The 15,374-nt window shown below is 69.7% G+C and carries 12 protein-coding genes; 6 read left to right on the top strand and 6 right to left on the bottom strand.

What is annotated here, in order from left to right:
* Positions 1-116 precede the first annotated feature (116 nt).
* Positions 117-1,073, bottom strand: a complete 957-nt coding sequence (locus tag AB0H50_RS32985) for a DUF2157 domain-containing protein (RefSeq protein WP_357460493.1) — start codon at positions 1,071-1,073, stop codon at positions 117-119.
* Between the two features lie 140 nt (positions 1,074-1,213).
* Between AB0H50_RS32985 and icmF the strand changes: the two genes are divergently transcribed.
* The 3 genes from icmF (at position 1,214) to AB0H50_RS32970 (ending at position 7,219) form a co-directional block, all read left to right on the top strand.
* Positions 1,214-4,432, top strand: coding sequence for a fused isobutyryl-CoA mutase/GTPase IcmF (gene icmF, locus AB0H50_RS32980; protein WP_357460490.1), 3,219 nt, complete (start codon positions 1,214-1,216; stop codon positions 4,430-4,432).
* 89 nt (positions 4,433-4,521) lie between these two features.
* The gene (locus AB0H50_RS32975; protein ID WP_357460487.1) at positions 4,522-5,601 is read left to right on the top strand and encodes an amidohydrolase family protein; all 1,080 of its coding nucleotides are present in this window, start codon (positions 4,522-4,524) and stop codon (positions 5,599-5,601) included.
* A 127-nt stretch (positions 5,602-5,728) separates the two neighbouring features.
* The gene (locus AB0H50_RS32970) at positions 5,729-7,219 is read left to right on the top strand and encodes an NAD(P)/FAD-dependent oxidoreductase (RefSeq protein ID WP_357460485.1); all 1,491 of its coding nucleotides are present in this window, start codon (positions 5,729-5,731) and stop codon (positions 7,217-7,219) included.
* A gap of 13 nt (positions 7,220-7,232) precedes the next feature.
* Here AB0H50_RS32970 and AB0H50_RS32965 read toward each other — a convergent pair whose 3' ends face one another.
* Together AB0H50_RS32965 and AB0H50_RS32960 are read right to left on the bottom strand one after the other, a co-directional pair.
* Positions 7,233-8,027: a helical backbone metal receptor gene (locus tag AB0H50_RS32965; protein WP_357460482.1), complete on the bottom strand. Its 795-nt coding sequence runs from the start codon at positions 8,025-8,027 to the stop codon at positions 7,233-7,235.
* On the bottom strand, positions 8,024-8,551 hold the full coding sequence (locus AB0H50_RS32960) for a TetR/AcrR family transcriptional regulator (protein WP_357460479.1): 528 nt from the start codon (positions 8,549-8,551) through the stop codon (positions 8,024-8,026). Before AB0H50_RS32960 ends, AB0H50_RS32965 begins: the two co-directional genes overlap by 4 nt.
* Positions 8,552-8,614: 63 nt before the next feature.
* On the opposite strand from AB0H50_RS32960, the gene AB0H50_RS32955 reads away from it, so the two are divergent.
* Positions 8,615-9,097 (top strand): hypothetical protein, encoded by a 483-nt coding sequence (locus AB0H50_RS32955; RefSeq protein WP_357460476.1) that lies wholly within the window; start codon positions 8,615-8,617, stop codon positions 9,095-9,097.
* Between the two features lie 251 nt (positions 9,098-9,348).
* Here the strand turns inward: AB0H50_RS32955 and AB0H50_RS32950 are convergent, their stop codons facing one another.
* Both AB0H50_RS32950 and AB0H50_RS32945 read right to left on the bottom strand, forming a co-directional pair.
* The gene (locus AB0H50_RS32950; protein WP_357460473.1) at positions 9,349-10,113 is read right to left on the bottom strand and encodes an SWIM zinc finger family protein; all 765 of its coding nucleotides are present in this window, start codon (positions 10,111-10,113) and stop codon (positions 9,349-9,351) included.
* Positions 10,110-12,908, bottom strand: coding sequence for a DEAD/DEAH box helicase (locus AB0H50_RS32945; RefSeq protein ID WP_357460471.1), 2,799 nt, complete (start codon positions 12,906-12,908; stop codon positions 10,110-10,112). Before AB0H50_RS32945 ends, AB0H50_RS32950 begins: the two co-directional genes overlap by 4 nt.
* A 138-nt stretch (positions 12,909-13,046) precedes the next feature.
* Between AB0H50_RS32945 and AB0H50_RS32940 the strand changes: the two genes are divergently transcribed.
* Positions 13,047-13,409: a hypothetical protein gene (locus tag AB0H50_RS32940; RefSeq protein ID WP_357460468.1), complete on the top strand. Its 363-nt coding sequence runs from the start codon at positions 13,047-13,049 to the stop codon at positions 13,407-13,409.
* A 74-nt stretch (positions 13,410-13,483) separates the two neighbouring features.
* Positions 13,484-14,191 (top strand): HNH endonuclease family protein, encoded by a 708-nt coding sequence (locus tag AB0H50_RS32935; RefSeq protein WP_357460466.1) that lies wholly within the window; start codon positions 13,484-13,486, stop codon positions 14,189-14,191.
* A gap of 190 nt (positions 14,192-14,381) precedes the next feature.
* On the opposite strand, the gene AB0H50_RS32930 is transcribed toward AB0H50_RS32935, so the two are convergent.
* Complete coding sequence (locus AB0H50_RS32930; protein ID WP_357460575.1) at positions 14,382-15,191, bottom strand: sulfurtransferase; 810 nt, start codon at positions 15,189-15,191, stop codon at positions 14,382-14,384.
* Positions 15,192-15,374 lie beyond the last annotated feature (183 nt).

Below are 15,374 nucleotides of genomic sequence, written 5' to 3'. Positions count from 1 at the left end.
GCCAGTCCTTTGCCTGTCGTCGTCGACGCGCGGGCGCGCAATCTGCGGTCATCCTATAGTTGGATGTCCAAGTAAATAGCGGGCCGGACGCGAATGTGATTCATCCCACCGCTTGGTCAGCCGGACCCGCGCGGCGACCGCGCCATGGTGATCGCACCCGCCGCCAGCAGCACGGCGCCGACGATCAGCACCAACCCGGCCGCGCCCAATCCGTCGGACCACTCGGACACGGCCCCCGCGATGGCGAGCGCGACCGCCCCCGCGCCGCCGATCACCAGCACTGCCGAACGTTGCGTCGCGTACAACGCGAAGCAGACGACCGCGACGAGCGCGGTGAGCGCGACCGGCCAGAGTTCCGCCTCGAGGTCGGCCCATTGCGCACCCAGCAGCGAGGTAGCGATCGCGATCGCGTATCCCGACCAGTCCTCGATGAACGCACCCGCGCGCGTCAGCCCGAACCAGACCATGCCGAGCGCGAAAAGGCAGCAGCCGACCCAGAATTCGTCCAGGTTCAACACCTCGCCGAACACGCCGACGACGCAGGGCACACCGAAAGCCGCGCACGTGAGCATTCCGACCACCGAAGGCAAGGCCACATAGCCGAGCACCGCCGCGGCCAGACCCACGCACACCGCGAGCACCCATGCCTCGTCGGATCCCGAATCGTCGACGCCCGCCCCGACCGCACCGGCGAGGGTGGCCGCCGCGAGCGCGAACAACACCGCGGCCAGCCGCATGCGCGCGGTCGGCGTCGGCGTACGGAACAGCGACGCGCGTCCGGCCAGTGCGACGCCGCCCAGCGCGAGCCCGATCGCCAGGGCCGCCAGGATCGCCACCTGGCTCGCTCGCGCCAGATCGCCCCACGACGCCTCGAGGAACAACACCAGCCCACCGATCAGCAGACCGGCGCCGACGTACGCCGCGATCTCGGCGAGCAGCTTGCCCGCCGATGGTCGCGCCGCGGCATCCTCGGCGGCCACCGCGGCCGTCACCGCATCCCGTTGCGCCGCGGTCAGCACGCCCTCGTCGACCAGCCGGCGCAGCGCTGCCCCCACCCGATGCTCATGAGCCACCGGTCCAGTATCACCGCGTGCGGCCGCCTCCGACTACGGTGCGGCGGCCCGGCGATTACCTGGCGGTGTGATCGCTGTCACCGTAGAATTACTTTGACGTCCTAGTATTGGGCGCCATAAGGACTCGCCGGAGGACTCCCGTGGCCGACAGCAGCGCGCTCCACACTCCCGCCCATCCCGTCCGTTTCGTGACGTCGGCGGCCCTGTTCGACGGGCATGACGCCGCGATCAACATCATGCGCCGGATCTTGCAGTCCCAGGGCGCGGAGGTGATCCACCTCGGGCACAACCGCGCCGTGCACGAGGTGGTCGCGGCGGCGATCGAGGAGGATGTGCACGGCGTCGCGGTCAGCTCGTACCAGGGCGGCCACATCGAATATTTCGAATATCTCGCGGCCGCGCTGAAAGAGGCGGGAGCGGGCCACATCCGGATCTTCGGCGGTGGCGGCGGGGTGATCGTCGCCGAGGAGATCGAGCGGCTTGCCGCCGCGGGTGTGCGGATCTTCTCCCCCGAGGACGGTCAGCGGCTCGGATTGCCCGGCATGATCAACGAATTGGTGCGCGCCTGCGATTACGACCTCGCCGAGGAGTTCCCCGCGACCGAGGCCGTGCTGGCGGGCGAACGACCCGCGCTGGCTCGCGCCATCACCTGCCTGCAACAGGACACGCTGCCCGCCGCCGACCGGGAGGCACTGCTCACCGCGGCGAACGCGCGCGCGGTGCCGGTGCTCGGCATCACCGGCACCGGAGGCTCCGGAAAGTCGTCACTGACAGACGAATTGGTGCGACGACTGCGCTCCGACCAGCAGGATAAGCTCCGCGTCGCGATCCTCGCGGTCGACCCGACCCGCCGCCGCGGCGGCGGCGCGCTGCTCGGCGACCGCATCAGAATGAACGCGCTCGACGGCGCGCACGTGTTCTTCCGTTCGCTGGCCACCCGGGGCAATCACGAACTGCCGCGCAATATCGACACCATCATCGCGGCGTGCAAGGCGGCCGGGTACGACCTGGTCGTCCTGGAGACGCCGGGCATCGGCCAGGGCGACACCGCCATCGTCGACCACGTCGACGTGTCGATGTATGTCATGACGCCGGAGTTCGGCGCCGCCTCCCAGCTCGAGAAGATCGACATGCTCGATTACGCGGATGTGGTGGCCGTCAACAAGTTCGAGCGCCGCGGCGCCGCCGACGCGGTGCGCGACGTGTCGCGCCAGCTGCTGCGCAACCGCGAGGCCTTCGGCGCGCGCCCGGAGGACATGCCCGTCTTCGGCACCAGCGCGGCGACCTTCAACGACGACGGCGTGACCGCGCTCTACCAGCACCTGACCGGCTTGCTCGGCGAGCACGGCCTGCGGCTGGAGCCAGGGACGCTGCCGCGGGTCGACACCAAGGTCTCCACTCGTTTCGCCCAGATCATCCCGCCCGCCCGGGTGCGCTACCTGGCCGAGATCGCCGAAGCGGTGCGCGGCTACCACGCCGAGACCGCAAGGCAGGTCGCCGCAGCGCAACGCGTCCAGCGGCTCGAACAGGTGCTCGCCGAACTGCCCGAGGACACCGCGATCGCCGATTTGCTGACCGCCGCACGCACCGAACTCACCGGCGACAATGCCGCGCTGCTGGCCGAATGGCCCTCGGTCGCCGAGAGTTACCGCGGGGACGAACAGGTGGTGCGGGTGCGCAATCACGAGATCCACACGCCGCTGCGCCGGGAGTCGTTGTCGGGCAGCAGCATCGCGCGCGTGGCGCTCCCCCGCTACACCGATCACGGTGAGCTGCTGCACTTTCTGCGCGCGGAGAACCTGCCCGGTCGCTTTCCGTTCACGGCCGGGGTGTTCCCGTTCAAGCGTGACAACGAGGATCCCGCGCGGATGTTCGCGGGCGAGGGCGATCCGTTCCGCACCAACCGGCGCTTCAAGGTGCTCTCCGCGCACGCCGAGGCGACCCGGCTGTCGACCGCGTTCGATTCGGTGACGCTCTACGGTCGCGATCCAGACGAGCGGCCCGACATCTACGGCAAGGTCGGCACTTCGGGTGTCTCGATCGCGTCGCTCGACGACATGAAGGCGCTCTACGACGGTTTCGACCTGACGGCGCCGACCACGTCGGTCTCCATGACGATCAACGGCCCGGCCCCGACCATCCTGGCCTATTTCCTCAACGCCGCCATCGACCAAGCGCTGCAACGCTTCTCGGCCGCAGAGGGACGCGAGCCGACCGTGGACGAGGCCGCGGGCATCCGGGCGAGCACGCTGGCCACCGTGCGCGGGACCGTGCAGGCCGACATCCTCAAAGAGGACCAGGGCCAGAACACCTGCATCTTCTCCACCGAGTTCAGCCTGCGCATGATGGCCGACATCCAGGAGTGGTTCGTGCGCAACAAGGTACGCAACTTCTACTCCGTGTCGATCTCGGGGTATCACATCGCCGAGGCGGGCGCGAACCCGATCAGCCAGCTCGCCTTCACCCTCGCCAACGGATTCACCTACGTGGAGGCGTATCTCGCGCGCGGCATGGACATCGACGACTTCGCACCCAATCTGTCGTTCTTCTTCTCCAACGGCATGGACCCGGAGTATTCGGTGATCGGCCGGGTCGCGCGGCGCATCTGGGCGATCGCCATGCGTGACCGCTACGGCGCCAACGAACGCTCGCAGAAGCTGAAGTACCACATCCAGACCTCGGGTCGTTCGCTGCACGCCCAGGAGATGAACTTCAACGACATTCGCACCACGTTGCAGGCCCTGATCGCCGTCTACGACAACTGCAACAGCCTGCACACCAACGCCTACGACGAGGCGGTGACCACGCCGACGGAGGAGTCGGTGCGCCGCGCCATGGCCATCCAGCTGATCATCAGCCGCGAGTGGGGCCTGGCGATGAACGAGAACCCGCTGCAGGGCAGCTTCGTCGTCGACGAACTCACCGATCTGGTCGAGGAGGCGGTACTTGTCGAGTTCGAGCGGATCAGCGAGCGCGGCGGCGTGCTCGGCGCCATGGAGACCGGCTATCAGCGCGGCAAGATCCAGGACGAATCCATGCTCTATGAGCGGCGCAAGCACGACGGCTCACTGCCGATCATCGGAGTCAACACCTTCCGCAATCCGAACGGCGAGCAGCACCGGGTGCTCGAGCTAGCGCGCGCCACAGAGGCGGAGAAGAAATCCCAGCTCGACCGGGTGCGCGAGTTCCAGCAGCGGCACCGCGATGCCGCGCACGCGGCGCTGGCCAGGCTGGACGCGGTGGCGCGCACCGACGAGAACATCTTCGCCGCGTTGATGGACGCCGCGCGGGTCTGCACTCTGGAGCAGATCACCGACGCCTTCTTCACCGTCGGCGGGCAGTACCGCCGCAACGTGTGAGGCCGGCGAAGCTCGTCGTTGGCCCGCGCGCGGCCACCGCCGTGTGACAATCGCCGAGCCGGGTAATCCGCCACGACAGGAGGGGCACGATGGACCTCGCGGGCCTACGCGTGATCGACGCGCACATCCACCAGTGGGATCCGCTGACCACGCCGCGCGATTTCAGCAACCTCGCCCGGCTGTTCAAGTACCTGCCGGTGCCGATCGGTCTCGCCACCCGGCTCGCTCCGCGCCGCGACCGTGAATTCGTCGGCGACCCAACGGCATACGTGCATCCGTATCTGCCCGCGGACTATCGGAGCGACGCGGCGGGAGTCCCGGTCGAGTCGATCGTGCACATCGAGGTCGAGTGGACCGGGTCCGGCCCGACCGCCAAGGCCGACGAGACCCGCTGGGTCGCCAGCCTGCCGTTCGGCGTCGACACCCCGCGGCTCGGCGCTGTCATCGGCTCGGCCGATCCGTCCGCCGACGGCTTCGCGGCCCTGCTCGACGCGCACCGGACGGCATCGCCGCTGTTCCGCGGCATTCGCACGATGGTCGCGCACCACCCGGACACCGGCATCAGGTCCTTCGCGGGCAGCGCGGGCGCGCTCACCGGAAGCCGTTTCCTGGATGGGTTCGCCGAACTCGCCGAGCGCGGGCTCTCCTTCGAGGCGTGGGTGTACTCGCACCAGCTGCCCGAGGTGACCGCGCTTGCCGAGCGCTATCCCGAGGTCACCATCGTGCTGAACCACCTCGCCACGCCCGTCGGCCTGTACGGGAAGGTCGGCAAGCACACCGGCACGAATCCGGGCGAGCGCAGGAAACTATTCCTGAGCTGGCGCGACGACCTGAGCGCGCTGGGCGCCATGCCCAACGTGGTCGCCAAGGTCAGCGGACTGATGATGCCGATACTCGGACACCCGGTGCCCGCGCGCGGGAGGTCGACGCCGGTGCCCGAGCTGGTGGAGCGGATCGGTCCGCTGGTCACGCACGCGATGGACGTGTTCGGGCCCGAGCGCCTGCTGTGGGGCTCGAACTTCCCGGTGGACAAACCGATCACGCGCATCGCCGACAGCGCGCAGGTGATCGCCGACGCCGTGACCGCCCACGGCGGCGGGCCCGTCGAGCTGGCCCAGATCTTCCGCGGCACCGCCGAGCGGGTCTACCGCATCGAGGCGCCGGAGTAGCTCCGCCTGGTCGCGGCCCGTTGACAAAGCCGCAGGGCGCGCGCCTAATGAGGTGGCAGGTGCGGACAGTGATGTCGCCCGACATCACATGTGTCCGCGCAGCCGGACTCATGGAGCGAGCGGTGCGATGAACGAGACGACCATCGACCACGAAGTGATCATCGTCGGGGCCGGGTTCTCCGGTATCGGCGCGGCGATCAAGCTGCGCGCGGCCGGTTTTCAGGACTTCCTCATCGTCGACGACGCGGACGGCGCGGGCGGCACCTGGCACTGGAACACCTATCCCGGTGTGGCCGTGGACATTCCGTCGTTCAGCTATCAGTTCTCCTTCGATCAGCGGGCGGACTGGTCGCGGGTCTACGCGCCGGGCCGCGAACTCGAGGCCTACGCCGAATCGTGCGTCGACAAGTACGGACTACGCCCGCGTATCCGTTTTCGCACCACGATCACCGACGCGGAATTCGACGAACAGCGCCACCTGTGGCGGCTGCGCACCGGCTCCGGCGACGAGTTGCGCGCCCGCTACGTGATCAGCGCGACCGGCGTGCTGACCCGGCCGAAACTGCCGGACATTCCCGGCGTCGGCGATTTCGGCGGCGCGACCATGCACACGTCGCGCTGGGATCACCGGGAAAGCCTGCGTGGCAAGCGAGTCGCGATCATCGGGACCGGCGCCTCCGCGGTGCAGGTGATCCCGGAGATCGCCCCCGAGGTGGCCCATCTCGTCGTCTTCCAGCGCACCCCGATCTGGTGCCTGCCGCGTCCCGATCTCCCGCTACCCGCCCCGGTGCGCCTGGCGCTGCGACTGCCCGGCGGGCGGTCGCTGACCAGGTTGATCAGCCAGGCCTACGTAGAACTGACCTTCCCCATCGCGGCGCACTACTACCGGTCGCTGCCGACGGCCGCGGTCGCCGAGCGCGCCGGGCTTGCCCACCTGCGCCGCCAGGTCGACGACCCGGCGGTGCGCGAAAAGCTCACGCCCCGTTACGCACTGGGCTGCAAGCGCCCCAGTTTCTCCAACGACTATCTGGCCGCGTTCAACCGCGACAACGTGCTGCTGGAGACCGACCCGATCCGCGAGATCACCGCCACCGGCGTGCGGACCGAGGCCACCGAGCACCAGGCGGACGTGCTGATCTTGGCGACCGGCTTCAAGGTGATGGAATCGGGCAACATGCCGACCTACGATCTGCGCGGCGTCGGCGGCCGGGATCTCGAGAAGTGGTGGGACGAGCACCGGCTCCAGGCCTACGAGGGCGTCAGCGTGCCCGGCTTCCCGAACTTCTTCTCGGTGATCGGCCCGTACGGCTACAACGGCTCGTCGTATTTCGCGCTGATCGAGAACCAGGTCCGCCACATCCTGCGCTGCCTGCGGCACGCCCGCGCGACCGGTTCGACCATGGTCGAGGTCACCGAGGAGGCCAACGATCGCTACTTTCGGGAGATGCTGGCCCGGCGTGGCGGCCAGGTGTTCTGGCAGGAATCCTGCGCCCTGTCCAACAGCTACTACTTCGACAAGCACGGCGATGTGCCGCTGCGGCCGTCCACCACCGTGGAGGCCGCGTGGCGCAGCGGTCACTTCGACCTGGCCGACTATCGGTTCGCCGCGGCGTCCTGAGCGCGGCGGACGGTCATCGACGGAGGGTCGCGGCGGCGATCTGCCGGGTCAAGGTCTCGCGCGCCGTGACGAGGGAAGGGCCGTACCAGGTGAGGTTGCGGCCCTCGACGAGCGCGCAGGGGATGCCCGGAAATGCCTCGGGCCCATCTGTTTCGGTGAAGTCATACGGCTCGTCGGGCAGGATCGCCAGCTCGACACCGCGGGTGAGTTCGGCCTCGTCCACGCGCGGGTAACGCTCGGGCCGGTCCGCGTGCACGAGGCGCAGCCCGAGCCGGCGCGCGAGGTCGCCGGTGAAGGTGTCGCGGCCGACGACCATCCACGGCTTGCGCCAGATCGGGATGACGGTCGCCCGGACAGGCTCCGGAGGCGCTGCGGCCCAGACATTTTCGGCGGCGTGCAACCAGGCAGGCGCGGGCACGCCGAGCGCCTCGGCGAACAGCCTGGTGAGCGAAGGAAACGCACCGTCGAGCGTCTCGATCCTGGTGACCCACACCGGGATACCCGCCGCGCGCAGGCGCTCCACATCCGCGCGGCGGTTCTCCTCTCGATTGCACAGCACCAGATCGGGAGCCAGTTCCACGATCCGGCGCAGGTTCGGGTTCTTGGTGCCGCGCACGCGTTCGACGGAAAGATCGGCAGGGTGGGTGCACCACCGCGTCGCCGCGACGAGCAGCTCGGGACAGGTGGCCGCCACCGATTCGGTGAGCGAGGGCACCAGCGACACCACGCGCCGCACCGGGCGGGCGATCGAGACCTCGGCGCCGAGGTCGTCACGCAGCGAGATACGCCGGGGCGGAACGGTATTCACGTCAGAATCCGGTCGCACAGGACGCGCAGCCGCTCGGGCGGCACCTCGGGAAGCGTGTTGCCCGCGCCGAGCACCAGCAGGTAGAGGATCTGCGCGGTCTGCTCGGCGGCGGGCTCCGGATAGCCGATCTCGCCGAGCAGTTCGCGCAGAAACGCCAGCCGGGCCGCGTCGACGCGCTGCTTGGCGGCGGCGGCGACCGGGTCGTCCAGCGCCCACGCCCGGACCGCCACCTCCAGGCGGGCCGGTTCACCGTCGGCGAGCACCAGGTCGATCAGCAGATCGAGCCTGCCGCGCGGGTCCAGCTGCTCGGCCGCCTGCACCTCGCGGATGTAGCGCAGCGTCTGCACCTCCTCGAAGTGCGCGAGCAGCGCCTTCTTGTAGCCCGGCATGCCCGCGAAGTGGTGGTAGAAGGACCCGGTACTCAGCCCGGTCGACGCGACCAGTTTGTCGATGGTCAGCGCCGTCGGTCCCGCCGTGCCGAGGATCGACAGTCCGGATGTCAGCCATGAGGTCTTGCCCGCCACATCACCCAGCCTATAACATAATTTTTGTTCTGTTTTGGGAGTGCTCACTTTCGGAGGTCGCTAATGACCGCGTTGACATCCACTGCCCCGCCCCGCACCACCGCCGCACGGTGGCCGATTCGCGTCCACTGCGCGGGCGCTGTGTTCCTCGGCATCATCGGCCTCGGGCACGAGCTCGCCCTGCACATCTTCAACGGAGCCGACGTCGCCGGTGAGGAAGTGATCAACGAGCTGTCGAGGAACACCACCACGACGTTGTTCGAGGGCGGAAGAGAAGTGACGGTCTTCGGGCTCAACACCGGTTACAGCGTCGGCATGGGGCTGTTCGGCCTGCTCTTTCCGATGCTGGCGGTGGTGGCCGTCCGGACAGCGCCTGCGCTGATCGCGCGCTGGTCGCTGTTCAACTGGATCTGCTTCGCCGCGGCGGGCGGCACCTTCTGGATCTCCTGCCTGTACTTCCCCGAACTCATCGTCGCGTTCGCGGGACTGTCGACGCTCTGCTACGCCGCCGTATTGGTGGGCGGGCCGCGGCCATCGGTGGAGTAGGAACGCGACGCGAAAGCGCTGGCCGGCGCGCCAGCTCAGGGAGCGGTAGGGCAGCGCAGGTTCGGCACAGTGGCAGTGAACGGACGGCAATCGGGCATTACCTCATCCGCCCCGCCGGAGCAGACTGGAAAGTGGCACCCGGCGCCGAGGCGCACCGGCCCCCAGCGCACCGGACGGGATCCGCCCGACGAAGTCCGGAGACGCGGGCCTGCCTCGATGCCGGGTGCTGACTCTTGCGCGAAGGCCGCGGCTCAGTGCCGCAACAGCGTGTACAGCGCGGCGAGCTCGCGCAGTCCGGCCGCCGCGCTCGCCTCGTCCTCGGCGCTCATACGAAGCGCGCTGCGCAGCAGCACAGAATCGAGATCGTCCATCGCGGAACGAAATTCGACCTTCGGTAGGTCGGGAAGCGGCGTCTCGTCACCGTAGGGATCGTCGCTCCGGACCGGTCGCGGATCTCGCTCGATACCGCGAATGAGCGTGTCGAGGTCCAACCCGCGCAGCGTGAGAATCTCGCGGGGCCGCTCGTCGAGTCGCTCGGCGAGCAAGTAGCAGACCGCCGCGACGTGTTTGCACGGCCAGCCGGGGTCCGGACAGGTGCAGTCGAAGTCCAGTTCGGCCGCCGTGCTCGGCAACAGCAGCGGACCGAGCCCGGTGGGCAGCGCACCCGAGGCGATCTCGGCCAGCATGCCCGGCGAGCTGCGGATCGTCTCGATCAGCAGGTCCAGTTCCTCCTCGCGCACCGCGCGCACGCGGAACGCCGAGGTGAACGGGCGCGGTTGGCTGCCCTGCACCTCCGCGACCATCGCACCGGGCTCGATCCGATAACTCACCACCTGCCCCGACCGCGCATAGCTGCGCCCACGGGCCAGCCTGCCCGGCTCGGCCATCGCCTCGACCGCGTCGATCAGCGCGCGGCCCCACCAGGTACGGCCGAATCCGCCGCGACGGCTGCGCGCCGCCACGCCGCCCTCGACCGGTAGTCGCTTGCCGTACTTGCGGTAGTCCTCGAACGTCATTCGCCCACCGCCTCGGCGCCGAGGGCGAACAGGTCGCGCAGCTCGTCGGTGCTCAGTTCGGTGATCCAGTTCTCCCCCGCCCCGACGGCCAGATCCGCGAGCCTGCGCTTGCCGTTGATCATCTCGTCGATCCGCTCCTCGATGGTGTCGACGCAGACGAGCTTGCGCACCTGCACCGCGCGCTGCTGACCGATGCGGAACGCGCGGTCGGTCGCTTGGTTCTCCACCGCCGGATTCCACCAACGGTCCAGGTGCACCACGTGATTGGCGGCCGTCAGATTCAGTCCCGTGCCACCGGCCTTGAGCGACAGCAACATCAGCGGCGGCCCGTCCTCGGACTGGAACCCGGTCACCATGGCGTCGCGACGGCGCTTGGGCACGCCGCCGTGCAGGAACGGGATCGGTGCGCCGAAACGCTCGGCGAGGTAGGGCGCGATGAGATCGCCGAACTCGCGGAACTGGGTGAACAGCAACGCCTTCTCATCGTCGGCGAGCACCGCGTCCACCACGTCTTCGACCAGGGCCAGCTTGCCGGATCGGTGCTTGCCGCGGGTCATGACGCCGGAGCCGTCGCCGAGGAAGTGCGCGGGGTGGTTGCACACCTGCTTGAGGCGGGTCAGCGCGCCGAGCACCGCACCCTTGCGCGCCATGCCTTTCGCGTTCTTGATCTTCTCCATCATGTCGTCGACCACCGCCTGGTACAGCGCGGCCTGCTCGACGGTCAGGTTGGCGCGGACCGTCCACTCCATCTTCTCCGGCAGGTCGCTGATGACGGAGGGATCGGTCTTCACCCGGCGCAGCACGAACGGCTGGGTGACGAACCGCAGCCGCGAGATCGCGTTCTGATCGCCCTCCCGCTCGATCGGCACCGCGAACCTCGCGCGGAAAGTCTGCGGGCTGCCCAACAGTTTCGGCATCGCGAAATCGAGGATCGAGCGCAGCTCCTCCAGCCGGTTCTCCACGGGAGTTCCGGTGAGCGCCAAGCGATGTCGCGCAGGCAGCGCGCTGGCGGCGCGGGCCTGCCTTGTCCCGGCGTTCTTGATGTGCTGAGCCTCGTCGAGCACGACGCGCTCCCAATCCTGCCTGCTCAGCCCCTCGACATCCCTGGCGAGTAGCGAATAGGTAGTGAGCACGAGGTCGGCCTCGGCCACCGCCGCGTCCAGTTCCGCGCCGCCGCGCCTGCCCGCGCCGTGGTGTACAAGCACCCGCAGATCCGGCGCGAACCGCTCGGCCTCGCGCTGCCAGTTACCGACCACCGACATCGGGCACACCAGCAGCGTCGGGCCGGGATTCGCAGACTGTTCCCGTTCGTGCACGAGCAGCGCCAGCACCTGCACCGTCTTGCCGAGGCCCATGTCGTCGGCGAGGATCGCGCCGCAACCCATTCGGCTCATGGTGACCAGCCAGGACAGGCCGCGTAGCTGATAGGGACGCAGCTGCGCCTTCAAGCCGCTCGGGGCAGGCACCGGCTCCGCGTCGTGCCTGCGATCCAGCAGTTCGGCCGCCCATCCGGTGGCGGTGACCTCGGTGATCGGCACCTGTTCGACGCGGCCGCTCGCCAGTTCGCCGATCATGTCGGCGAACGTGATCGGCGAATCGTCGCTGTGCGCGGCAACGTAGCGGGCCGCGGCGGCGAGCGCCTTGTGGTCGGCCTGCACCCATTCGCCACGCAACTGCACGAGATCGGATTTGGCGCGGACGAGGCGCGCCATCTCGGCCTCGGTCAGCACCGTGTCGCCGAGCGCCAATTCCCAACGGTAACGGACCAATCCGCGCATCCCGACGGTGCTCTCCGCCGCCGGAACCGCGCTCTCCACCCGCAGCCGCATGGACGGGGCGGAGATGCTCCACGCGCGCGGCAGCAGCAGTCGGATGCCCGCCGCCTGCAACGCGTGCGCGCCGTGCGCGACGAGATCGGCGACCACCTCGGTCGGCAGGAGCAGGTCCATCGTGCGCGGATCGGTCGGCAGGTCGCGCAGCCGGGGATAGGCGCGCTGCGCCTCGCCCAGCTTGTCGATCGCGGTGCGGACCAGGCTCGGGTCGCCGTGCAGCGGAATCGGCGCCGGCGCCTCCCCCTCGGTGCGCAGGCAGACCTCCAGGCGCCACAGCGCCACCGAGTCGTCGGCGAAGCCCAGCTCGCCGTCCGGCTCCAGCAGCCGCAGCACCAGTTCCGGCTCGTCAACGGTCAGGCCCGCGCGCCAGCGTTCCAGCATCTCCGCCAGCTGATGGCTGCCGCTGTCGAGGGGGCTGTCGCCGACCAGCGCGGCCAGCAGCGGATGCGATGGCGGCGACGCGTCCATCGACCGCCTGGCGATCGGGTCGGTCAATTCGCCGACGAGATCCTCCAGCACGGCGGCGGGCCGTCCGGCCACGTGCAGGGCGGCGGGGGCGGTCACCGCGAGCTCGGCCAGCCAGGCGCGCTGGCGTGCGCCGCCGACCAACCGCCACCGCACCCACCATTGGCCGTCGTCCCTGCGCAATTCGGGCACGATCCGCCCGGCCCGCACCCAGCGCTCGACTCCGTGCGCGACATGGGCGAGAAAGCGCAGATCACCGGAGACGGCCGAAGCGGGCAACGGCTGGCGCAGCGCCGTGACGGCGGCCTCGGGCGCGAGCGCGTGCGCGGGCACCGTGACTCGCTCGGCCGCGCCGGACGCGGGCGCGAGAACCTCGGCCCGGTGCCGGAACCGCGACGCGCGCAGGACGCCGCCCAGCGGGTCGGGCAGGGCGTCCGGCACCCCGTTCTCGGTCCACAGCAGCAGACCGGCCCCTGGCGACCACAGTCCGTGCAGCATCCGCCCATCCAATCAGGCGGGTCCGACATCCCGGCGCCGTGCTGTCCTGGATTTCTGGAGCTGGGCGGAACATACTGGGATATCCGCTGGTCACGACCGACAACCAACTGAGTGTCAAGGAAAGCGGAGGGCAGCAGCATGACAATTCTGCTCCAGGTCACAGAGCAGGGCTTCTCGCCTACGATGCCGTGGGAGCGGCGCAGATTCACCTTCGTCAACGCCGCCAAGATCGTCGGGATGCGTCTCGACGGTCAGGGCGGCGTGTGGCTGGACCTGTCACGTCCGGGCGAATCGCAGCACCTGGCCCAGGTCCTCGACCCGCACGAGGCGATCACGTTCCTGCTCACCACCTTCGCCAAGATCGCCGAGTGCGAGGAGGGCGGCGGCTCGTGGCTGATCGGGCACGACGGCGCGCACATCGCGTCCATCGCGGCCACCCGATTCCCGCCGCGGGCGACCGAGGTCGCTGGCGACGACCTGCTGGCGCGCGCCTGGTTGTGAGGACCCCGCACAACTGATCGGCTCGCTTTTCGCGAGACCCGCGAATGTCGGTGCACACGAGTACAAGTGGCATTGTGCGTGCGGACATTCGGGGTCGGTTGCTCGCGCCGCTGGTCGCGGCGCTGCTGCTCGCCGCCTGCGGCGGGTGGTCCACCGGGCCGGTCGCCCCCGCACCGGGCAGTCCGAGCAGGACCCAGCTCGAACAGTTGCTCGCCGAGGTCAGGGTGATCGCCGAGCGGCCGCGGCCCGGCGGCTACGAGCGCGGCTGCGGCAACGGAGAGGGCTGCGTTTTCGGGCCGTCCTGGACCGACGACCACGAAGGCGCAGGCGGGCACGACGGCTGCGACACCCGCAACAACGTGCTCGCCGCCCAGCTCACCGACGTGCGCTTCCGGGAGGGCACGCGCGACTGCGTCGTCGTGTCGGGCACCCTCGACGACCCGTATACCGGCGATCGAAGCGCCTTCCGCAAAGCGGACGCAGGCGCCGTGCAGATCGACCACGTCTACCCGCTTGCCGCCGCCTGGGACATGGGCGCGTTCACCTGGCCGCCGCAGCGGCGCGTGCTGTTCGCCAACGATGTCGAGACCAATCTCCTGGCCACCTCGGCGCGCGTCAACCAGGCCAAGGGCGACGACACACCGTCGCGGTGGTTGCCGCCGTCGCGCGCAGGTCACTGCTTCTACGCGGGCCGCTACCTCACCGTCGCGGTGCGCTACGACCTGCCCGTCACCGTCGCGGACAACGCTGTCCTGCACGAGATCGCGCGCACCTGCCCGTGAGACACCTGCCCGTGAGTCGAGGCCCCCGGCATGGCGCCGTCGTGCGTCGCCGCGCCTTGCCGTCGCGACACGAGCGGAGCGGCGACATGGCCCGCCGTCGGCGGATTGTCACGACGTGCGTCCGCAATGGTTCCGCGTGCCCGGCCGCCATGCTCGAAGGTCTACCCGCGGGAGCGCCTCGAGCCGGAACCTACTGCGCTCCGGTCGCGACCGGTCGTTTGGGATCGTTGGACCACTGCGACCAGGACCCGGGATACAGCGCGGCCTCGACACCGGCGACGGCGAGCGCGGCGACCTGGTGGGCCGCGGTGACGCCGGAGCCGCAGTACACCGCGACCGGGCCGGAGCCGAATCCGGCGAAACGCTCGCGCAATTCGGCCGCCGCGCGGAAGCGTCCGTCCGCGTCGAGGTTCTCGGCGGTCGGCGCGCTCACCGCGCCGGGGATGTGTCCGGCCTTGGGGTCGACCGGCTCGACCTCGCCGCGGTACCGCTCGCCCGCGCGGGCGTCGAGCAGCACGCCCTTCCACTTGGCGACGGCGTCGGCGTCGACCACCGGCAGCTTGCCGGGTCGCAACTCGACGTCACCGTGCTCCGGATCGGGTTCGGCGCCGGAGACGAGTTCGCCGCCCGCGCTCGTCCAGGCGGGCAGGCCGCCGTCGAGGATGCGGACGTCGTCGATACCGGCCCAGCGCAGCAGCCACCACCCCCGCGCGGCCGCCATGCCACCGGTCGCGTCGTAGACCACCACCGGGTCGCCGGTGCGGATGCCCCAGCTGCGCGCACACTTCTCCAGCTGCGCGATATCGGGCAGCGGATGCCGTCCGCGCGCGGGCGACGGCGGTGCGGCGAGTTCGGTCTCCAGATCGACGAAGACGGCACCGGGAATGTGCCCGTCGAGGTAGTGCTGCGGACCGTCCGGATCGCCCAGCGCCCACCGCACGTCGAGTAGGCGAAACCGCTTGTCCGTCAGTGCTTCCCGAAGTTCCCCCGCAGAGATCAGTACCGCGCTCAACCCAGCTCCTCGTCCAGTTTCCCTCGCGCGCCGACCCTCTCACCTTAATGGACGCTGCCGGACGAAGTCCGTCGACAGCCCGCGCATGGCCGCAGCGAAGGCGGAGGTACGCCGACGCATCGCCCGCCGCGGATGTGCGCAGTCGCGCGACGTACCCGCCGATAGGAACCG

It is taken from the genome of Nocardia sp. NPDC050793 (assembly GCF_040654065.1).
Classification (GTDB): Bacteria; Actinomycetota; Actinomycetes; order Mycobacteriales; family Mycobacteriaceae; genus Nocardia.
This window is presented reverse-complemented; position numbering and strand designations above follow the sequence as displayed.

What these genes read in the sequence shown, in the direction of transcription:
- AB0H50_RS32975 (WP_357460487.1), top strand. Translation starts at nt 4,522, where the DNA reads ATGGACCTCGCGGGCCTACGCGTGATCGACGCGCACATCCACCAGTGG.
- AB0H50_RS32970 (WP_357460485.1), top strand. Translation starts at nt 5,729, where the DNA reads ATGAACGAGACGACCATCGACCACGAAGTGATCATCGTCGGGGCCGGG.
- AB0H50_RS32955 (WP_357460476.1), top strand. Translation starts at nt 8,615, where the DNA reads ATGACCGCGTTGACATCCACTGCCCCGCCCCGCACCACCGCCGCACGG.
- AB0H50_RS32950 (WP_357460473.1), bottom strand. Translation starts at nt 10,113, where the DNA reads ATGACGTTCGAGGACTACCGCAAGTACGGCAAGCGACTACCGGTCGAG.
- AB0H50_RS32945 (WP_357460471.1), bottom strand. Translation starts at nt 12,908, where the DNA reads ATGCTGCACGGACTGTGGTCGCCAGGGGCCGGTCTGCTGCTGTGGACC.
- AB0H50_RS32940 (WP_357460468.1), top strand. Translation starts at nt 13,047, where the DNA reads ATGACAATTCTGCTCCAGGTCACAGAGCAGGGCTTCTCGCCTACGATG.